We start from the raw sequence: 21,123 nt of genomic DNA, 5'->3' as shown, positions 1-21,123 counted from the left end.
ATTTAGTTATATGCTTCTTTTATTGAGCGTGATTTTTTTTCGTTTTTTATTTTTGTGGCAAATCCTTTGCCTTGAGTGTTAGGCTTAAATTTTGCTGCAAATGTATTAGATTTTGCTTGTTGTTTTTCTACAGTTTTATCTTGCTTTTCTTTGATTTCTACTTTTGGCGTTGTTTGGTTTAAATTATTTTGTGCTTGTTTTGAAAGATCTTGTTCTTTAGCTTTATCAATATTATTATTTACATTATTTAAATTTTCTTCCCTTTCTTTAGATTTTTCTGTCTCAGCTTTTTGTCTTGCTTGTTGTTTTGCTGTTACTAATTCATCAATATTTTTAGGAGGCGGTGAGATATATTTATCTATACTACTAGTTAAGTTTTCAAATGACTTCTGAAGATTGCGTAAAGGTTTTTGAGTGAGTTTATAAGTGCCGGTAGCGACTAGCCCTCCGGCCAAAATACCTGCGCCTAGAATTACAGCTTTAGTAGTAAGGGCCGTGCCGGTGGCCAATAACACAGGCATTGCTACGAAAGGTGCAGCTGCTACTGCAAGACCGGTTACTACGGCAAGTCCTACTAAAAATTTTTTACTTGCTAAAAAATTTGTTACGCGGCTAAGTCCTGATGTAGTACTTTTAGCAAGTTTTGTACAAAACTGTCCTACTCCGGTTTTCAGAAACCAACCGCTTTTCTCTCTGGCATGAATTTTATCTTGTAATTTAGCATGTTCGTTAACATTGACAGATGTTTTTTTACCGTCTTTATCTTGATGATCTAAATTCCCTTTAGCCTCACCTTTAGTATCATGCATCTTTGTAGCATCGTTGATTTTTGCTTTATCAAAATCTGCTCCTTCTTTATTAATTCCAGCTAGATTTGCTGCTTTTAGATTCGCTTGTTTTAGATTTGCTTCTTTAAATATAGCCTCGGCTGCTTCCACTGCTTGCATATCGGCATTTTCCAACACTGCTTTAGTGAAATTGGCTTTAGTAAGATCGGCACGCTGCATAATTGCATTTTTAAAGTTAGCTTCCTTAGCATTAATATTTTTAGCAATAGCATCCGAAATATTTAATCCCTCGGCTTCTGCTTTTTCTAAAGTAGCATTACTTAACTGAGCAAATTGTGCAGTTGCATTAGTAAGCGTAGCGTTTGTAAGATCGGCATATTCAAGATTTGCTTTATCAAGCTGTGCTTTTGTTAAATCAGCGTTCTTAAGTTTAACACGTTGCATTATAGCTTCTCTTAAGTCAGCTTCTTTTAAAGATAGTATATTTTCAAATTCAGCATCGCTAAAATAGGCATTTCTTGCAGTTATGCCTTGCATGTTACATTGCTCTTTAAATTTTGCTTCTAATGCATGTGTTTTATTCATAAAAACATTTTCAAGATTAGTAGAAACGATATTTGCTTGATCTAGAAGTGCATTATTTAAAACTACCCCCTGCATTTGAACTCTTTGCATATCTGCATAGGCAAGCGATATACCGGTCAGATTAGAATTTTTCCATTCTGAATCTTTAATAATGAACTTTTCAGCATCGGCATTAACCATCATAACCGCATTAAATTTGCTATTTGTTACCTCTACTTCAGATAAATCTACTTTAGGCATGTAAGCTCTCGACATATCACTATTTTCAATTTTGCTCTTTTTAAGATCAGCAAAAAGAAATCCTGCGTTACGAGCCGTAACATTTTGAAAAACGGCATTTTGTAAATTAGCTCCTTCAAAATTAGTAAAATCTAAATTACAATTTGAGATTTTGACATTCTCTAAGTTGGCTGAAGCAAATAATGTATTCTTCAGGTTAAGATTAGTAAGAGTTTTACCTGATAAATTAATCGCTGAAAGATCAGGAACTATATTTAAATCGTCTGAAAGATTTTTTTGCTTTCTAACAAATTCGGTAAGAGATAATTTTGTATTGGATTGTTTTGCTGCTTCAGCTAAATATAGATCAAATTCGGCAGAAGTTAATTTTATATATTCTTTCGGTATATCTCGTTCTTTGGCAGTCGAGCCTATAATATATGATGGGTCTAGTGTTATTTGTATTTCTTCGTCTTTTAACTGCTCAAAAATACCCTCTAAACCCTTACCGCAGAACATTCTAAGATTATCTAAAGCATATACTTCAGTTTCTAATTTGTTTACTTCATGCTGTAACTTGTTGATTTTTTCTAGTGCGTGTTGTCGGTTTCTAGCAATAGTTTCTGCACTATTCCAAAAAGCATTTAAAAAATTGGTAGCAATCCCAGGATTATCTAAATTTTGCTTTAGAGTTTCTAACTCTTCTTGCTTAGTCTTTAGTTCGTTTGATTTGATGTTCCATAAAGTTTTTTCGTCTTCTCCAGCCAAAATATATTTCTTTGTCTTCGTAGCTTCATCTATAACTATTTCTTTGATATGTTCTTTTTCTAAATCTTTATCTATATATTGATTTAATCTTTCAAGATCTGAAAAAGATAGTTTTATATCTCGTATTTTATCTTTGAGATTGGGGATTTTATAGTTATCATAATCATAATCTTTATAATTAAAATCTGTATAATGAAGATTTGCTCCTCTAAAGTCGGTACCGATAAATGTACAATCATTAAATTGTACATTTGTTAAATCTGAATCACATAATATGGTATTTGTTAAGTCACAATTATTAAATACGGCATCTGTTAGTATTGTACCTTGGAAATTAGCATTGGCTAAATCTGCGTTAATTTCCATATTTTCTAAACTAGTAATGATAATGTTATCATTATCTTCAGCGAAATATTTATTTTTGATAAAATCATTTAGCGAGACACTAGGGTTATCTTTTATATAACCAAGGTAATCGTTTAGGTCTTTTTCTGCACATGTATATATATTAAGATTTGTCATATGTATTCTATATGATTAGTTAAAATGTATTAATAATAACACATTACTAATTATTTTCCAGTATTTTATTATTTATTTCTTTATAATCTCCGGGTTTTAGATTATCTATTGTAAAACTACCATATTGAATCCTAATTAATTTGTTAACTTTTAGTCCACAATACTCGAATATTCTTCTAATTTCACGATTTTTTCCTTCAAATAAAACTACTTCAAACCAACAATTAGTCTTATTTTGCTTAAGTAATTTTATCGAATGAGGGTTATAAAATATCCCGTCAATTTCTAAATTTTTATAATTGCTTTTTAGTAGAACATCAGACTTCCCATACGCCCTAACATGATATACTCGCTTTAACCTACTTGAGGGGAGCTCAAACTGACGAGCTAAATCACCGCTATTAGTTAGTAATAATAAACCTTCACTATTTAAATCCAGCCTACCTATTGAAATAACACGAGGTAAACCGGTTAGCTGTTCAAACACTGTTTTACGAGATAAAGGATCTTTATGAGTGGTAATTAAACCAACAGGTTTGTAATAAATCCAAAGCCTTGGTTTGTGTATATTATTGATTAATGTGCCTGATACTTCAATTTGATTACTAATATCAACATTTGTAGTTGGTGATAAAATTGTAATGCCGTCTACTTTTACCTGTCCTTCAACTATCAGCTTTTCAGCATCACGCCTAGAACAAACTCCTGCATTACTAATTATTTTAGCTAATCTATGCATTTTTAAATATAGTAATTTTCAATAGACCTCTTCCCAAGCGTCGTTTCTAGAGATAATTTATACGTCGATTCGGTACTCGCATCTTCACGTATTTCTATATATGCTGTGGTGCTGTGTCCCGTGTCTCCGTTAAATTCCTCTCTATAAGTTGGTTTGGGAAGAGGTCTAATAAGAATATATAAAAATACCCTTAAAAAGCAATATTAATAATTTTACATAAATTATTAATATAATTTATACTATACCGCTACATATGTTTTAACAAAATTATACGAATGTTAATTTTACTTATCAAAACTTTTTATTCTTTAAAATTCTTATCGTCTTTTTTTAGCTGATTTTCTTTTTAACAAAAATTAAGTCCTTTGCTTTAATCTAAACTTCATTAAATTATGCAAAAACTTATTATCCTGTTAATTTCAGGTACTTGTATAGGTAGCGGTATGATAGCACTACCCATGGTATTAGCAACATTAGGTTATAATACCTAGTATAATATTGATGTTTGTAATTTGGTTTATAATGTATTATACTTCTTTAATTAACCTAGAGCTTAATCTTCAAGCGGGTAAAGGCTTAACACTTGGGCATTGGGAAAATATTTTTCAGGACATATTGCTCAAATCATCGGTACTGTAAGGCTTAAGCTCCTTTCATATGCTTTACTTGCAGTATTTATATACGGAGGCTCTTCAATATTACAGAAGTTATTAGCTTTAAATACAAGTATAACTTATATAGGAGCATGGTGTATTATTATTACCTCTAAAAGAAATATCTATATGGGGTATAGTCACTTCGGTAGTTTTTACTTCATTTAGTTTTCAAGTAATCTTCCATACCTTAACTAATTATTGTAACAAAAATGCTAAAGACGGCGTTTTTATTTGGAAGCTTAATTCCTGCAATAGTATATATAATTTGGACTTGTAGTATTCTTATTGTAGTACATCATAATAATCCAACATTTTATCAACAAATGATTACCAGTAATGTAGAAGTCGGAGATTTAAGGAATTAAGTAATATAGCAAAATGGCCGTTCGTACAATTATTAGTTTAGATATTTTCAACTCTTGCTATCATTAGATCAATACTCGGAGTAGGAGTAGGGCTATGTAATTCCCTTAAAACTATGTTTATGAATTCGATACCGAATGTAGTAATGCGTAATATGACCGCTTCTATCGTTACTATATTACCAGCTTGTATTGTAGCAGTAGTAGTACCTAATGCTTTTATTATAATTTTAGGATTTGCTGTGATTCTCGTAATTATTGCAATTTTATTACCGGTTTATCTGTTATATAAAGCAAAGATAAATAATTTATTATCTTGAATTACAAAAACAATATCTAATTATTATATGTGTAATTGTTGAAATGCTTATAATGGGCTATGAACTTGTTAATATAGTAACTAAATCATAAGGTTATTTATTATTAAATATACTAGTAATATTGAAAAATAGGAATTTTGTAAATATAAATATTATGATAATAGGAAATAATATAGCAACAATAAAACATGTAAGAAATAACGGGCAAATACCCGTGGGGAAGAAATATGCAGGAAAACAGATACAAGTTTTAACATCAAGTGATGGTGCTATAATAATAAAGCCCGGTAAGTTCATTCCTTATAATGAGATGTGGCTTTATAGGAACAATAATAATGAGGTGTTTGATAAAGCAATAGGATAGACAGAAAAAAATAAAGATAAACATCATCATTGCGAGAGGAAGGTACGAAGTAACTGACGAAGCAATCTCAGGAAAAATTCCTGAGATTGCCACACTCACTAACGTTCGCTCGCAATGACGATTTGGTATCCACGCAATAATGACGTAAAACAATTCTGATTTAATTAGAGTTAAAAGTTCTTGTCTCCAAATTACCAAATTTCGAAAATTGACTATCATAATAAAGCGGAACATTTCCAACTGGTCCGTTACGATGTTTTGCAACAATTATATCGGCAATATTATATACTTTGTTGAGCTTATCTAACCATGCGGCATGTTTAGCATCGCCTGCTGCCGGTTCTTTTCTAGTTAAATAATATTCTTCACGATAAATAAACATTACTATATCAGCATCCTGTTCTATAGTTCCCGATTCTCGAAGATCGGATAGCATAGGTTTTTTGTCCTCACGTAGTTCTACCGCTCTTGAAAGCTGAGATAACGCAATAACCGGAATATTTAACTCTTTTGCTATTGCTTTTAAACCTTGGGTTATTTCTGAAATCTCGCTAACTCTATTTTCGGATTTACTTACTCCTCTAATTAATTGTAAATAATCAATAAATAATATACCGAGATTATGCTTGCGTTTCATTCTTCTAGCTCTTGTTCTTATAGCGGAAATAGATAGAGCAGGGGTATCATCGATAAAAAATTGTAATTCCGATAAAGTATTTGCTTCCTTGCGAAGACGGTTATATTTTTCTTCACCTAGAATCCCCGTACGAAGAGAAGTAGAATCAATTTCTGCACACATTGAAAGTAGACGTGTGGTTAGCTGTTCTGAGGACATTTCTAAAGAGAAAAAACCTACTGACTGAATTTCTTTATTATCTCTAATATTTTTAAGACGCATATTATTACAGGCATTAAGTGCAAGATTTATAGCAAATGCCGTTTTACCCATAGACGGACGTCCTGCAAGAATTATAAGATCGGAATTATGAAAGCCGCATAATTTATTATCTAGATCAATCAAACCGGTAGATATACCAATTATATGATCATTATTTTTCATAGCCCTATTAATACTAGCTAGTGATTCTGAAATAGATATACCGATTTTGGTAAAACTTTTTTCATTCAAACCTTCGCTAGCTAAATCGTAAAGTTTAGCTTCGGCATGTTCAATCTGTTCCTTTGCTTCAACTGCTAATGAAGAATTATAGGCATTATTTACTACTTCTTCACCGATATTTATTAAATTACGCTTTATTGCTAAATCATATATTATTTTACCATAATCAACCGGATTTATTACCATCATTGACATAGTTATCAATTGTGCTAAATACTCCGCTCCTTCTACTTCTTGAAATAGTGCATCTTGAGTTAACATACTACGTAAAGTAATAGGTGTAGCTGTCAGCCCTTTTTCAGTAATTTTCTCAATTGCCTTATAGATTTTTTTATGAATAGGTTCAAAAAAATGCTCATCACGTAAAAATTCCGATACGTAATTTAGTAATTCGTTATTGGTTAAAATCGCCCCAAGTAGCATTTGCTCTGCTTGAACATTTGAAGGTAAAACCCTTGGTATAGGTAAATTATTTTCGTTATCAGCTAATATATTTGTTTCGTTATTTATTTTATTACGTGCCATTGTTGTTTGTTAAATTATTATATGGTTTGAAAAAAGAAGCCCTTTATGTCATTCCCACGAGGTATTGTTGCGTGGATACCGAGTCGTCATTGCAAGCAGCCGTAGGCTGCGTGGTGATAAAAAAATTCTGTAAATCAGAATTTTTACTGGATTGCTTCGTCAATTACTTATGTCATTTCCTCGCAATGACGTTAAAACCGATCCACACAACAAAGCCCAAAACAGAACATTGTACATTGTGCATTCTTTGCTTCATTTCTATGTTCAGCCATTAATTTATCTACTACACTTTTTTCCAGTGAAAAATATTTATTAATAATATTACAGGCTTTTTTAAATGCAAGTTTTAATAGTAAAGTTGATACTTTATTGCTCATAACTATCCCAGCGTTTAATTAAATTAGTTTCGATATCGAAAAAATCTAAAACTCTAGTAATAGAATGATTCACTATATCATCTATACTTACAGGGTTATTATAAAAAGCCGGCACGGGCGGTGATATAATGCCGCCGTAACTCGCTACTTTTAACATATTTTCTAAATGTCCGATATGCAAAGGAGTTTCACGGGTCATTAAAATAAGTTTCCTTCTGTCTTTAAGTACAACACCTGCCGCTCTACTAATTAAATTATCTTCCATTGAGTGAGCAATACTTGCTAAGGTCTTCATACTACAAGGGGCTATTATCATGCCTGAAGTTTTAAAAGAGCCGCTTGAAATGGTAGCACCTAAATCTTTATCGTCATAATAATAATTCGCCAGTAGCTTAATTTTATCTATAGAATATTTAGTTTCGAGCTTTATAGTAAGAGCTGCTCCCTCTGAAATAACCAAATGAGTTTCGATATTTTGTTGTTTTAGTACTTCAAGCAAACGAATACCGTATATTGTGCCTGAAGCTCCAGAAATTGCTATAACAATTTTTGTTTCTTTATTCATCTAGGTTTCTATAATTTATCAGTTTAGTATATAATAAAAAAAAAAATATAAAATACATTATATATGCGAATAGCAAAAATATTATTACCGGTAGCAAAATTATTTCCGCTAGATTATTTAATACCTGAAGATTTAGAGCTAAACATAGGTGATCTTGTTGTAGTGCCTTTTAGAAATAAGGAATTAACCGGTATAGTATGGGAGCTTGTTTCAAATTCCGAGGCAAAAAAAATAAAAACTATTAGAGCGAAAGTACCGTTAAACTTAAATATTACTTCAGAAGTTTTAGAATTAATTAAATGGATGAGTAGCTACTATATGTCAGAGCTTGGGAGCATAGCCAAGTTAGTATTACCTATGGATATTGCTGAAAAACCGATTAAAGTTAAGGAGCAGAAAGTCAATAATAACTTTGTGCTACCTGATTTGTCAGAAGAGCAGAAACAAGCAGTAACAATTTTAAATGAAAGTAATAAGCCAACACTTGTTAAAGGTGTTACGGGATCAGGTAAAACAGAAATATATTTTCATCTAATAGCAGATTACTTAGCAAAAGGCACACAAGTGCTTGTTATGTTGCCTGAAATTGCTTTAAGTACACAAATTATTAATCGTTTTATAGAGCGATTCGGTTTTGAGCCTATCATATGGAACTCAAGCGTTACCAAAGCTCACAAGAAAATGATTTTAAGAGGTATATTAAGCGATAAAGTTAAAGTAGTAATTGGGGCTAGAAGTAGTTTGTTTTTACCTTTTAAAAATCTCGGTTTAATAGTTATAGATGAGGAACATGACGATTCCTATAAACAAGATGACGGTATATTATATAATGCTAGGGATACGGCTATCGTAAGAGGTACATTTGATAAAGCACAAATTGTTTTGTGTTCGGCAACACCGTCTATTGAAACGATACATAATATAGAAATTGGTAAATATCAATTGGTTACATTGGTTAATAGATACAAAAATGTCGATTTGCCAAATATAGAAATAATCGACATGACTAAAGAAAAGCTATCTAAGAATTCCTATTTATCCAAGCTTCTTATAGAAGCTATCAAAGGTAATTTAGATAATAAAAAGCAAGTCTTATTATTTCTTAATAGGCGTGGTTATGCTCCGCTCATGCTATGCAAAGCTTGCGGTCACAGATTGACCTGTAAATTCTGCTCTTCTTGGATGGTAGTACATAAAGCGACTAACAAACTTGAATGTCACCATTGCGGTTATCAAAGTAAAATTTTTAGTTCTTGTCCTGAATGTCTAGAGGATGAAACATTAACTATCTGTGGTCCAGGTATAGAGAGAATAGAGGAAGAAGCAAAAGCACTTTTTCCTGAGAGTAAAATTGCAGTGATAAGTAAAGATCATGCTAAAAGCCCGGAAAAAATAGCACAGCTTCTACATCAAATGGAAAATTTAGAAATTGATATTTTAATAGGCACACAAATAATAACAAAAGGTTATCACTTTCCGAATCTTACTTTAGTTGGAGTAATAGATGCCGATCTTGGAAGCAATAATGCCGATCTTAGAGCATCTGAGCGAACTTTTCAGCTACTACATCAGGTAGGTGGTAGAGCGGGTAGAGGAGATAGTAAAGGTGTAGTATATTTACAAAGCTATTATCCTGATAATACAATTTTTAGTTATGTTAAAGCCGGTGATGAAGATAGTTTTTTTGCACATGAACTTGAAATAAGAAAATCAGCAGATATGCCGCCATTTTCCAAAACAGCATCGGTAATTTTGTCAGGTTCCAGTGAGGCTAAAATTCTAGAAATTGCTAGGGATATGGTCCGAATTGCACCAAAAGCAAACGTAAAAATTTTAGGACCGGCAAGCTCATTAATGTCAAAGCTCGCTGGTAAATATCGTTACCGAATACTTATTATAGCCGATAAGAAATTTAATTTGCAGAAATATTTAAAATTTTGGCTAAGCCTTATAAAAATTCCTTCTTTTTGCCATCTAAAAATAGATATCGATCCTAAAAGTTTTTATTAGCTTCTATATCTTTCTCCTTGATTCTTCGACGGTGGAACATTAGATGAATGAGGAGAAGGGTTGGTAAGAGATTTTTGTATTTCTTCTATAGCTTTTTTAGTATTTTGAGTAGAATTTTTATAGCATCTTTATAAAAAGCAGCTTTAGCTTTATCTTCGGTAAAAGAATATTGTATAAAATTACCAATATTTTTCCAAAGAGGATTATTATCCATTTTTGTAGTTTTTTCACACCATTTACCTACCTCTTGCAGTTTTGCTTCAACTTTAGCTATAGCAGCTGGATTATGTTTATTATCATCATAAATCTGAATAATATTATTTACTTTTTCTTTAAATTCAATGTGTTGTCTACTTTGTTTCAAATGAGCTATTATATCATCATTGTTTACTAATTCTCTCAGATTATCAATTATATCAGATAGTGTAGGTGGTTCAGGTAATTTATAATGTTGATTGATTTTTTCAAATTTATCTTTGTGTGGATGATGCTTGATTAGATCATCTTCTATAAAAGAAACAAACTCTTTTTGGGGTACTCCTACTTGTTTTATTAGCCGTCCTAATGATTGTTCATAAGCTTTAATAGTAACATCACGATGCTTCCCTGCCATAGAACCGCTTAATGCTATATAGTGGCTAAATTCCGGAATCAAAGCATCTTTAGTATCAATATTATGATCTTTAAAAAATTGCTCTCTTTTCTCTTTTACGGTTAAATTGGATTGTTTTTTAGGTGTTGTTTCCGGTACTTTTGTTTGTTCCGGAGCCGGTTTTGAAAAAATAATAGGCTTTTGGGTTTCAACTTGTGGAGATGGGGTATCAACAAATATATCAAGTGCTTGGGAATGTGTAGTTAAGTCAGGCTGTTTTTTATGTGCCTCGTTCCATGCCTTTATGTGCTCAGAAGTGGGTTTTAGAGGAACAGCCGGTTTTGTATTTTTTAGTGGGTTATTTGACATATTTTTTGATTTTTTTCCCACTCTTGTATTCTATCTTGTACTGATTTTGGCATATTATCTTGTGTCATATTAAGCTCCTATGTTTATTTACATAATTAAACAGCTTGCTTAAATTTTTTATAAATTGCAAGCAAAATTTCTTTTTGTAATGCAATATTTTTACTATAAGATAGTTAGGTTATATATTTTATATATTAGAATCCAAGTTATTAACTAAAATGAGATATGAATTTTATGTACCCCCATATTAGACTTAGAAGAAATAGAAAAGCTTTTTGGCTTAGAGAGTTAATATCCGAAAGTAATTTATCGGTTAGTGATTTAGTGTTGCCTTTATTTGTTGTTGAAGGACATAATGAAAGGCAAGAAATTAAAACTATGCCTGGTATATATCGTTTATCGATTGATCAAATAGTAGAAACGGCAAAAGAAGCAGCAGAGCTGGGTATTAATGTTATTGCATTATTTCCAAGTATTGATCAAAGTCTAAAAAGCGAAAATGCCGATGAGGCTTATAATTTAGATAATTTAATATGTAGAACTATTAGAAGCATCAAAAACGCTAATATCGATATTGGTATAATATGCGATGTAGCACTTGATCCTTATACTACACATGGTCATGATGGTATTGTGCATCATGGGGCAGTTGATAATGATAGATCAGTAAGCGCTTTGTGTAATCAGGCATTAGTGCTAGCAAAAGCTGGAGTAGATATTGTTGCACCTTCCGATATGATGGATGGAAGAATTAGGGCTATAAGGGAATATCTTGACCAAGAGGGATTTATAAATGTTGGAATTCTTGCTTATGCCGCTAAATATGCTTCAAGTTTTTACGGTCCGTTTCGCGATGCTGTTAAGAGTAATAAAAAGAATTATTTAGATAAATCAAGCTATCAAATGGATGTACGTAATATTAAGGAAGCAATGCTTGAGATGGAGCATGATATAGCAGAGGGAGCCGATATGGTAATGGTGAAGCCTGGTATGCCGTTTTTGGATGTTATTCGTGAAGCGGCAAATAATTTAAATGCTAAAATTTTTGCATATCAGGTTAGTGGAGAATATGCAATGTTAAAATTTGCAGCAGAAGCAGGGGCAATGGATTGGGAGAGAGCTGTGATGGAGTCATTAATTAGTTTTAAACGTGCCGGTGCCACAGGTATATTTACCTATGCAGCTCTTGAAGTAGCTGAAATATTAAAGAACAATAAAATTAGGTACAAAACAGCTTCTGATATAAAATAAATAATATGTTAATTATATCAAAATTATCAATGTAGTGTAAATCATTATAAAGAGGCGAAGATGACGCAAAATAAGAAATCAGTATTTAAAGGTTGGAATTTTTTAAAGCCTAAAGGAGGCGGAGCTAATGAGGTAGGAGAGCATGGCGGAGTATATCAAAGCTTAGACGGTAAAATTACGGCGATGATAAAAAAAGAGGCTTCAAGCGCAAAAAATATAGCTGAGTTTTTAGGATCTCAAATTTTTGAAGCTATAAGTCCTGGAAATGGAGCAAAGGTTAATTTAATTGCTCCTGATGATTTTAATAAATCTAAAGCCGTTGATTTGCAAATATATGTCAAATCTGAATTTTTTGAGAATTATAGTAGTGATATGTATGTGGACATGGATAAACATATGTCTGCTAAAACTAAACCGAGTTCTTGGTTTAGAAAGGACGGCGGTAGACCACTTTTTATGGGGACTAGAAATAAATTATTTAGAACCTTAGAAAATGCTTTTAAGGAAATTAAGTATCAGAACTTTGAAAACATTATGCCGGCAAGTTTATTGATCGGCGATTTTGATATACATGTTGGAAATATAGGAGTTATCAGAGATCCAAAAAATCCAAAAACTTTACCTAAATTAGTAAGAATTGATTTTGCTGGTAGTTTTGATAATTTAACAAATAATATATATCCGCATTCAAGAGCTAAACATTTGCCTGGATTCGGTCCCACTAACCATTTTAGAGAATTTCCTTCTAATTTAAGAACAAAAAATCCTAATTTTGCCGATAGCTTACTTGCAGTTTCTAAAATTGATTTAAGCAAAACTATTGATAAAAGTTTTGATGCATTAACTAAATATTATAGTAATGAAGCAATTGCAGAATTTGCAAAACAAGCGATGCCAAAGCAATTTAATAATAAACAATCTAAAGAAATAACGCCTGAAGCAATTAAGGCTAGTTTAATAGATACAATGAAAAAAAGGCAAGAATCCTTAAAGGAATACGGCTTAGAAATTAAAGTAAATAGTTTAATTTCTAAAAAATATAGTTTTCCTTATTACGAAGTGAAAGAGCAAGGATTAAAAACATTAATGAAAGAGTATCCTGATTATTTTGCGAACATTCTTAATTATGAAGAAAGAAAAAAAGGAGGACAAAAACTTAAATTAAGAAATAACATTACTACTAATTTTGCAAGAATTTTAGAAATACTTGGTATTAGAGATAGTGCGAAAAAACATTTAATAAAGACAATAAAAAGTTTAAATGAAGATATTAAAGATGAAAGAAATTTAGCTGGTTCTTCTGATAAAATAAAGAAAGAACCAAAACAAAAATTGGTAAAGACAAATATATATGCAAACAGAGAATATGTAGATGCTCTAGAAAAATTTAAGAAAGAAGTTGGAACGGATGATATTGTTAGTGTTACTCCAAGTCAATTAGGCCTAGCTAAAAAAGCTACACAAAAAGACCAAGATTTATTAAAATTAGATGAAGAAAATCTAAAACATATAAAGAATCTAAAAGGCAAGGTTATGAAGCCTACTCAAACTACTGCAGCTAGTGTTGTTAATAAAAAGTCTACACCGGCTAAAACGAGATAATAAATGAACCAAGCAACAAGAAGCCTACAACTAAGTAATTAATCAGTAAAAGCCCATATTGCATCGGCAGCTTAATTATCTCAATCTTTTTAGAAAAATACATGCCTTTTACTACTTTAAGATAATAAAACGCAGCAACTACGCTGGTAAAAATACCACAATAAGCTAATGCGAATTCTTCTTGATTAATTGCTTGGTAAAAAAGGTAATATTTACCGAAAAATCCTGTAAGAGGAGGGATTCCAATCATTGAAAACATAACTATGCTAATTACGGCAGCTATAGTTTTATGATACTCTGCAATTCCTTGTATAGTTTTAAAACTAGCTTTATCGACGTCTTTACCGAGCAGTATAATTAAGCAAGTAAAAAATCCTATACTCCCTACCGCATATATTAGAATATATAGTAGAGCTGCTTTATATCCTTCTTGATTATGCAGAAGAACGCCGATTAATACATAACCGATATTTAAAATAGTACTATAAGCCATTAATCTTTTTAGAGAAGTTTGACGAATTGCTCCAAAAGCTCCAAACAGCATAGATAATATAGCAATTATCTTTATTAAATTATAATTAATAGGATAGTAATTACCTATAATTAATTTGCTGATATTTAATAAAACAATAACCATACCTATTTTTGAGGCAGCGTTGAAATAAGTAACCGCAGTAATCGGTGATCCTTCATATACGTCAGGGACCCAAAAATGGAGTGGAACACTTGAGAGTTTAAAGAAAATACTACTTAAAAATAGTACAATACCGATTATTAACCCAAGATTCATTCCGGAATTATCATTTAGTTTATATAAGATATCCTCAAATTGTAGGCTTCCGCCGAATCCGTATATAAAAGAAATACCGAATAATGATAAACAACTAACTAAACTACCTAAGATAAAATATTTTAAAGCACCTTCCGATGATTTCATATCATTTAATTTGAATCCTGCAAGTGCATATGAAGTTAAAGCAGTAAGCTCCATACCGCAGAATAATAATAGAAAATTCCGTGATGAAATTGCAACAAAAATACCTACAACCGATAATAACATTAAAGTAATAAATTCAAACTTTAATTCATCAGCAACAAGAATAGAGTAATCACGGTATATAATCATGGAGATAATAGTGAATAGTAGCACTATGCTTTTACTAATACCGATATTTATTCCGGTAGCAAATGAGTACCATACTCCTTCATAACTTGAGTACTTAAAGGTAAGAAAAATTGATAATATGCATAGTAAAATAATGATATTAGAAATAATTCTATTTTTATTTGGGATCATTATGGCAAAAAACTGCCCTAAAAGTGCTATTAAAGTCAAAGTTATTTCAGGAAGTAGCAGTAGCATATAAAAATAATATTATTTATGGAAATATAAATATTAGTAAATAAATCATTTTTTATCAACAAACTTATATATAATATTGCACTTTAATACTACCTCTAATTAAAATTATTTTCTTCGTATAATTATTTTATACAAAAAAAGCCTAAACATGATGAGATTGTACGTAGTGCATTTGAAAACCCTATAGTTGCTAAAGCCCTCTACAGCTTAGTTCTCATAATCCTTCTTTGTTCTTATTCTTTAGCAGGCTTCGTATCCTGTGCAAATATATTATTACCGGCTATTAAAATTCCTATGGCTAATATTTCATAACTATAAGTGCTAATTTTGTTGAGTGTATAATGTCTTATACATTAATAATTAATAGTTGCAATAAATAAAAAATAAATTATTTTGGTTAATCAATGTTAAATTGCTTAAATAAAATTAAATTCTTAAACTCACACCTATAATTGTTTTAATCTAATTAGGTTTTCTAATAAAAATATGAAGCCTTCTACTTCAAAACCATTAACTGACAAGTTAAGAACCTTATATAGTTCTCACGATACTTTACCAAAGCTAATAGAATACGAAAAAAAAGCTCAGTCTTTAGATGAATATTAAGTAAAATTACAGATATTATTTAGTGAAGACGATGAAGCAGCTAAAGCAGCATTACGCGATAAAGTTGTCGGAGAAAAGAGATCGATAGAAATAGAGAATATTTTTAAAGCCATAGATACGGAAAGATAAGAGAGCTGTTTAATAAAAATTATCAAGTTCAAGAAGAAAAAATTGATAATATAGTTAAGTCACTAAATGAAGAACAGAAGTTTGAGATACTTCGCGGAAATCTACCTAATAAAAGTGAATCAGAAATAAAAAATATAATTGAGCAAGTAAACAGAATAAAAGCAGATGTCGGTAAAGTACTGTTACTCGGTAGTGCAGGAATAGGTAAAACCACGTTAATGCATTATCTATCGTATAAATGGGGAAAAGGGGCGTTATGGAGCGATAAGTTTGATTATGTTTTAGAGTTAAAAGAATTATTAAATGAAAGTTAGAAAGACGGTGATAGTGGGTATTTTGATATTAATAATTTATCTCAAAGTCAGCTTAATTGTTTTATCCATTATTGTTTAGGCAGTAGTGAAAGTACCTTAAGTGTTAAGGAAATAATGGATATCCAAAATAAAGATAAGATGTTGTTATTACTTGATGGGTATGATGCAGTAGCACATCTAAATACTCGCGGTGTAAAAAGTTAATAGATAAAATATTAGAATATCAAAACGTAATAATGAGTGCTAGACCTAATGTGGTTGTAGAAGAAATGCGTAAAACAGGTTTGCGCGGAAATTAGACAATACAGGACAGGCTGGGATAGTGAGGGAATAGAGCAATATGTACATAAAAATTTTGAGTATGATAAAGAGCTAGGAGTGCAATTAAAAAGCTTTTTGGATACTCATAGCCAAATAAAAGAAATATGTGAAGTTCCTATCAATACTGCATTAATATGTTTGGTTTGGAGTGATCAAACAATAAGGGATAAATTTCAAAAAAAACAGTAATCAAGATTTTATAAGTCGTTTATATAGTGAAGTAATAAACTGGCTTAATAATAGGCATATAGAAAAAAACAAAATATAAAAATAAAACTGAAGCTAATGATATAGATGAAGTTATAGAACAAGGATGATTAAAAAGCAAAGGAAGTAATGATCAATTTATTCACTTAACTATTCAAGAATTTTTAGCCGCATGTTATTTAAAAAATCAATTAACAGATAATAAGATGCAAAAATAAGGTTGAAAACCAGTAATTTTAAATTACTAGATGCCGGGGCAAATAAAAGATTAGATGCCTATGCAATTAAGATAGATAGCCACAATAAAATACTATAGTGGAACAATACAAAAAGCAGAAATCTTTGAGAAATTGAAAGTTTAGCACAAGAAAGCCCATTATTATACGATTACTGTAATGCATTTTATTGGAATATAAAAATATCATAAATGCTTGCTGTATTGTTGAAACTAAAATATTTAAAAATAATATTAATGAGCAAGAGGGTATAATAAAAATTTTAGTAAAAGGTATAGATTTAATAACGCAAAGTTTCTTAATAGATATATTAACAGATTTGGCTTGCAGTATAGTAGCAGCAACGCATGAGAGAAAGCATGGAAATAAAGTAATTAGTATAAACGATATTATTCGCAATAAAATTGGAATGGAAGATTTAGACGATCACTTAAAGAAAATAGTTATTATTAAAACACAAGAACGTAGAAACGAAATAATAAATCTCTCAAAAACACCTATGTCACATTCTGATTCTACTAGATTTCGAGCTAATATACAAGAATTAGGTAATGTAGTTAAAGAATTTGGGCTTTTCTAAAACTATAGAAATACATGATCAGGATAATATAGCTGTGCAACTAGCTTTAAAGGACTCTATTTTATTTATTGAATCTTTATATACAAACCGTGATGATATATTGAATGAAAAAAACGATTTTTACGTGCAGGATGAAAAGGGTGAAAATAGTAATATTGTCTAATGTTAATCTCTTCTGACACCTAATAAATGTAAAATCAGATAAGCAGCAATTGCCACGCCCCTAAGAATCGTGTATGCTGGTTTTTCCGCACACAGCTCAAACCTTAATACACATGTGATGAGTTTCTTTTGAGTCGGCTCACGCTTTTCAAAATATTTCTTATATGCCGGATCATATATTGTAGTATCCATTTTAACTTTCACATGTCTTACAATCGGTAAATATTTCATTTTGAGTCTCTTTATGCATACTCTTAGGTTCATCTAGTGACATAGATGGTTGCCTAGCGGAAACAACTCTTTGATACAACCTCGTTGTCACAAACTATTCTATTAAAAGGTTCTTGCACGATAAACTCAAAAACATGATCTCTAATACGTCCGATTGTATCCCATACAAATTCTGGAATCTTCTTAAAACCGTCATATCCACGCAAAGCAAAAATATGATTATTAATTAACTTATTATCATATATAACATAAGCTCTTTCGCTATAGTATATTTACCCGTCCTGGGCTTTCCTATTAAATAGATAATATTTTAGAGGCAATTTCTATAGCCCTTCACTTGGAGTTATCGAACCAAGTATTATAGAAGTTTCTACAAGATTCAAAAACATCATATTGTCCACTCTGTAATCTTACAAAATCTTCCGTTAAGAAGAGGTTGTCAGTTCTAGTGTTTAATCTTTTTAATCGTTCTTCAACCGGACAAAAGATTCCTTAAAAAGGTGATTTTGTAACAATTTAGATATTTAAGATAAAATTTAGCAAGTTCTTGAGCATCCAGACCATCTAGTGCCGTATCGATTACAATATTAAAATTTTTATCTAATAATGCTTTTGCGGTTGTAAGCAATATCAACGCAACAATTTTTCTTCTTGCTAACCTATTATTATTAAAACGACCTTTTAGTCTATCATCATTGTTTTCAGTGCCAGCCTCATTTTCTGCAAACTTAAATTCTGTAGGAAAAATCGTACTATAAAACGCTCCGACTTTATCAATTTGTAAATGAATAAATTTATTATTAAATTGCCTACCAATTTCTTTGGCTATTGTTGTTTTACCTGCACAAGAAGGACCGTTGATTATTATAACTTGATTCATATTTCACTAATCTCAATTATGATATAATAAATCGTCCCACAAGTAATTTTTAGAAAAAATATATTTATGTATAAACTTATCAAAGTAGTTTATTTACTTTTAAATCTTTCTTCAAGTTCCTTATCTAAAAGCCAAATATGTTCTTTTTCAAGTATTGCATAACGTAATTGTTCTTTTTCTTTATCTATAATATGCTTCGATTTAACATGATCTTTGATGAAAATTGAATCACGATAACTATTAAATATTTTCATAAAATCATTAAAATTTTAACTTCACTATATATTATGCACTTAAGTAATAACTCCATTAGGCTTATGCGTTGCACACATTATAGCGAGTGGAAAGAATACCATCGCATACGAGCTGAACAAATCTTTGATACTATAAATGTAAAATATGATTCTAACCATCCAACTATAACGGCAGAGAATCATTATCATTTTGTGTTATATAAAAGAGTTAAAATCGTTGCAACTGCTCATATAGAATTGTTCAATGAAAATGAATGGGCACTAAGGTCACTTGCAGTAGATAGGCCTTATCAAAACCAAGGATTCGGTAAATATACAATGAAGCTTGCGGTTTTAAACCATTATTTAATTTAAAGCCACAAAACTATGAATTTAATATGGTGTATATGGTTAAGAATCTAGAATCTAACAAATCCTCTACAAAATTTAATTCTGCTTGAGCAAGACGCACGGGGCTATGGTTTTGATTGGCCGGATCATGAGATGATTTTAGAAAAGCAGGCAATAGATGAATGTAGAGAGATAAAAGAAGCTATTGACGATGCCGAACCACCAGAAAGAGTACAAGAAGAAATAGGGGATTTGCTCCATACGGCGATTTCGTTGTGTATTTTTTCAGGGTTGGATGTTGAGACAACGCTTAGCAAGACAAATGAAAAATTTGAGAAACGTATGAGAGCAATAAAAATGCTTACCAAAAAGCATCACCTGCCAAATCTGCACGGACAATCCGTAGAATTTATGCTGAAGCTTTGGAAAGAAGCAAAAGAGATAACTAAAAATGTTAAACCCTAAAAGCATTCTTAAATTAATAATCTTTCTTAGTATATTTTTACTTACTTTATACGGAGTAAATTTTGCTTTGCATTGGCAATAATCCCGACGTAAATAATGAAGTAGCTGATGATATAGGAATTTGTTTATATAAAAATGCTCATAAAAGCCTACAGGTTAATTCTATGGGAATAGCATTTAATATTTCCTATACCCCAAATGCTGAAAAAGACTGTTTTAATCCATCCTTCCCTATTATTCATACTAAAACAGATGCAAAACATAATACTTGGCTTCACATAGTTCGCACTGATTTGCTCGGATAAGGAATTACAAGAGTTTATAGACGGTGATATAAAACTCAATTACCCATTTTACACTTTAGAACAAGATTTTTATGATTCTCCTTTATGGTACTACACACTTTTCTCTAAACCTTTATCTTACTGGATCGGTCACGTTTATGCCATTAAAATTGATCATGAGCGTAAAACAATAAAAGTTATAGACGGTATCAAATGGGGGTTTAAGCTCTCGTATTTTCCTACAATATGATCATTTAAATCTTCGTCCGGTGTTAAACTCGGTACAGAATATCCTTTTAAATATGGCTTTACAAATTCAAGGTCTTCAGCAGCAGAATGTTCTACTACACTTAATAAATATAAAGCATCTTTTAGAGTTAATGCTTCAATTGGCGGAGCTTTAATATTTTTATACAAAAATGTATCTATTAAAATATGTCTTTTTGCTGCTTCTTCAGTTTGTTTTTGCTGTTTTATAGATTTCTTACAATTATCACATGAACAACTAGAGTTATTGTTATGATTACATATAGGACCCAATAGAGCAAAACTCATTTCTCCATAAACATAGCTATAATCATTTCTACTCTTTCGCTTAATAACTAAATTTGTATCTCGGTAGTATTTACAGAATAATTTATGATGCGTAACAAGCGGAAATAAACTAACTAAACTATTGGCATTAACATTCAATTCTTCTAATTTAGCTATTTTCTCATAGTTATAATAACGTTTTATTAAATCTTTGATTTGTTCTTCTGTTAAATGTGATAAATCTTTATGAGTCATAACTTAATATAAATTAATTGATTCTTAGGTATATAATTGTAACTTATAAAATTACAGCTGTAATAAAAAAACAATATAAAGATACAACTATTTTTATTATAAAAGTAAAAATAGAAATTAAAAGACTATCAATATGAGGTAATTAGTAAACGATAAGCTTTGTAAAAAGCTTTTAGACTTTATAAATGTAATAACAAATGCATATGCAACTTTTAAATACTCGACAGTGGAAACCTTG

The 21,123-nt window shown here is 30.9% G+C and carries 22 protein-coding genes; 11 read left to right on the top strand and 11 right to left on the bottom strand.

Annotated features, from left to right (window positions below):
- Positions 1-2 precede the first annotated feature (2 nt).
- Complete coding sequence (gene srfD, locus ACHBLB_RS06780; RefSeq protein ID WP_475841565.1) at positions 3-2,882, bottom strand: effector protein SrfD; 2,880 nt, start codon at positions 2,880-2,882, stop codon at positions 3-5.
- Between the two features lie 46 nt (positions 2,883-2,928).
- The gene (locus ACHBLB_RS06775) at positions 2,929-3,621 is read right to left on the bottom strand and encodes a pseudouridine synthase (RefSeq protein ID WP_012262460.1); all 693 of its coding nucleotides are present in this window, start codon (positions 3,619-3,621) and stop codon (positions 2,929-2,931) included.
- A 590-nt stretch (positions 3,622-4,211) separates the two neighbouring features.
- Between ACHBLB_RS06775 and ACHBLB_RS06770 the strand changes: the two genes are divergently transcribed.
- From ACHBLB_RS06770 to ACHBLB_RS06760, 3 genes are all read left to right on the top strand, one after another.
- Positions 4,212-4,442 (top strand): to amino acid permease, encoded by a 231-nt coding sequence (locus ACHBLB_RS06770; protein ID WP_475841563.1) that lies wholly within the window; start codon positions 4,212-4,214, stop codon positions 4,440-4,442.
- Positions 4,443-4,713: 271 nt separating this feature from the next.
- A complete protein-coding gene (locus ACHBLB_RS06765; protein ID WP_475842803.1) occupies positions 4,714-4,959 on the top strand; it encodes an aromatic amino acid transport family protein in 246 nt (81 codons plus the stop codon).
- A 154-nt stretch (positions 4,960-5,113) separates the two neighbouring features.
- Positions 5,114-5,323, top strand: a complete 210-nt coding sequence (locus tag ACHBLB_RS06760) for a hypothetical protein (protein WP_475841561.1) — start codon at positions 5,114-5,116, stop codon at positions 5,321-5,323.
- Between the two features lie 160 nt (positions 5,324-5,483).
- On the opposite strand, the gene ACHBLB_RS06755 is transcribed toward ACHBLB_RS06760, so the two are convergent.
- From ACHBLB_RS06755 to ACHBLB_RS06745, 3 genes are all read right to left on the bottom strand, one after another.
- Complete coding sequence (locus tag ACHBLB_RS06755; RefSeq protein ID WP_475841559.1) at positions 5,484-6,968, bottom strand: replicative DNA helicase; 1,485 nt, start codon at positions 6,966-6,968, stop codon at positions 5,484-5,486.
- 191 nt (positions 6,969-7,159) lie between these two features.
- Positions 7,160-7,345, bottom strand: coding sequence for a hypothetical protein (locus ACHBLB_RS06750; RefSeq protein WP_475842814.1), 186 nt, complete (start codon positions 7,343-7,345; stop codon positions 7,160-7,162).
- Positions 7,335-7,910 (bottom strand): UbiX family flavin prenyltransferase, encoded by a 576-nt coding sequence (locus tag ACHBLB_RS06745; protein WP_475841557.1) that lies wholly within the window; start codon positions 7,908-7,910, stop codon positions 7,335-7,337. Before ACHBLB_RS06745 ends, ACHBLB_RS06750 begins: the two co-directional genes overlap by 11 nt.
- A 63-nt stretch (positions 7,911-7,973) precedes the next feature.
- Between ACHBLB_RS06745 and ACHBLB_RS06740 the strand changes: the two genes are divergently transcribed.
- Positions 7,974-9,920 (top strand): primosomal protein N', encoded by a 1,947-nt coding sequence (locus ACHBLB_RS06740; RefSeq protein WP_475841555.1) that lies wholly within the window; start codon positions 7,974-7,976, stop codon positions 9,918-9,920.
- 85 nt (positions 9,921-10,005) lie between these two features.
- Here the strand turns inward: ACHBLB_RS06740 and ACHBLB_RS06735 are convergent, their stop codons facing one another.
- Complete coding sequence (locus ACHBLB_RS06735; RefSeq protein ID WP_475841553.1) at positions 10,006-10,881, bottom strand: hypothetical protein; 876 nt, start codon at positions 10,879-10,881, stop codon at positions 10,006-10,008.
- A 234-nt stretch (positions 10,882-11,115) separates the two neighbouring features.
- Here ACHBLB_RS06735 and hemB point away from each other — a divergent pair, with 234 nt between their 5' ends.
- Together hemB and ACHBLB_RS06725 are read left to right on the top strand one after the other, a co-directional pair.
- Positions 11,116-12,132, top strand: coding sequence for a porphobilinogen synthase (hemB, locus tag ACHBLB_RS06730; protein WP_475842800.1), 1,017 nt, complete (start codon positions 11,116-11,118; stop codon positions 12,130-12,132).
- A 60-nt stretch (positions 12,133-12,192) separates the two neighbouring features.
- Positions 12,193-13,734 (top strand): hypothetical protein, encoded by a 1,542-nt coding sequence (locus ACHBLB_RS06725; RefSeq protein ID WP_475841551.1) that lies wholly within the window; start codon positions 12,193-12,195, stop codon positions 13,732-13,734.
- Here ACHBLB_RS06725 and nuoN read toward each other — a convergent pair.
- Positions 13,721-15,097: an NADH-quinone oxidoreductase subunit NuoN gene (nuoN, locus tag ACHBLB_RS06720; RefSeq protein WP_475841549.1), complete on the bottom strand. Its 1,377-nt coding sequence runs from the start codon at positions 15,095-15,097 to the stop codon at positions 13,721-13,723. The two genes, ACHBLB_RS06725 and nuoN, sit on opposite strands and share 14 nt — an antisense overlap.
- 953 nt (positions 15,098-16,050) lie before the next feature.
- Between nuoN and ACHBLB_RS06715 the strand changes: the two genes are divergently transcribed.
- Together ACHBLB_RS06715 and ACHBLB_RS06710 are read left to right on the top strand one after the other, a co-directional pair.
- The gene (locus tag ACHBLB_RS06715; protein ID WP_475841547.1) at positions 16,051-16,146 is read left to right on the top strand and encodes an NTPase; all 96 of its coding nucleotides are present in this window, start codon (positions 16,051-16,053) and stop codon (positions 16,144-16,146) included.
- A 933-nt stretch (positions 16,147-17,079) separates the two neighbouring features.
- On the top strand, positions 17,080-17,490 hold the full coding sequence (locus tag ACHBLB_RS06710; RefSeq protein WP_475841545.1) for a hypothetical protein: 411 nt from the start codon (positions 17,080-17,082) through the stop codon (positions 17,488-17,490).
- 165 nt (positions 17,491-17,655) lie between these two features.
- Here ACHBLB_RS06710 and ACHBLB_RS06705 read toward each other — a convergent pair whose 3' ends face one another.
- The 3 genes from ACHBLB_RS06705 to ACHBLB_RS06695 all read right to left on the bottom strand — a co-directional run bounded on the left by ACHBLB_RS06705 (position 17,656) and on the right by ACHBLB_RS06695 (position 19,017).
- On the bottom strand, positions 17,656-17,883 hold the full coding sequence (locus ACHBLB_RS06705) for a hypothetical protein (protein WP_475841543.1): 228 nt from the start codon (positions 17,881-17,883) through the stop codon (positions 17,656-17,658).
- Positions 17,884-18,355: 472 nt separating this feature from the next.
- On the bottom strand, positions 18,356-18,763 hold the full coding sequence (locus ACHBLB_RS06700; protein WP_475841541.1) for a phosphotransferase-like protein: 408 nt from the start codon (positions 18,761-18,763) through the stop codon (positions 18,356-18,358).
- Between the two features lie 89 nt (positions 18,764-18,852).
- Complete coding sequence (locus ACHBLB_RS06695) at positions 18,853-19,017, bottom strand: hypothetical protein (RefSeq protein ID WP_475841539.1); 165 nt, start codon at positions 19,015-19,017, stop codon at positions 18,853-18,855.
- A 63-nt stretch (positions 19,018-19,080) separates the two neighbouring features.
- On the opposite strand from ACHBLB_RS06695, the gene ACHBLB_RS06690 reads away from it, so the two are divergent.
- The 3 genes from ACHBLB_RS06690 to ACHBLB_RS06680 all read left to right on the top strand — a co-directional run bounded on the left by ACHBLB_RS06690 (position 19,081) and on the right by ACHBLB_RS06680 (position 20,117).
- Entirely contained in the window at positions 19,081-19,371 is a 291-nt protein-coding gene (locus ACHBLB_RS06690) for a GNAT family N-acetyltransferase (protein WP_475841537.1), read from the top strand.
- Positions 19,372-19,500: 129 nt separating this feature from the next.
- The gene (locus ACHBLB_RS06685) at positions 19,501-19,812 is read left to right on the top strand and encodes a MazG nucleotide pyrophosphohydrolase domain-containing protein (RefSeq protein ID WP_475841535.1); all 312 of its coding nucleotides are present in this window, start codon (positions 19,501-19,503) and stop codon (positions 19,810-19,812) included.
- Between the two features lie 62 nt (positions 19,813-19,874).
- The gene (locus tag ACHBLB_RS06680) at positions 19,875-20,117 is read left to right on the top strand and encodes a hypothetical protein (protein ID WP_475841533.1); all 243 of its coding nucleotides are present in this window, start codon (positions 19,875-19,877) and stop codon (positions 20,115-20,117) included.
- 153 nt (positions 20,118-20,270) lie between these two features.
- On the opposite strand, the gene ACHBLB_RS06675 is transcribed toward ACHBLB_RS06680, so the two are convergent.
- Complete coding sequence (locus tag ACHBLB_RS06675; RefSeq protein ID WP_475841531.1) at positions 20,271-20,885, bottom strand: hypothetical protein; 615 nt, start codon at positions 20,883-20,885, stop codon at positions 20,271-20,273.
- Positions 20,886-21,123: the final 238 nt, after the last annotated feature.

Source organism: Rickettsia lanei (genome assembly GCF_056242675.1).
The sequence above is the reverse complement of the archived record's forward strand: the minus strand, read 5'-3'. Positions and strand labels throughout refer to the sequence as shown.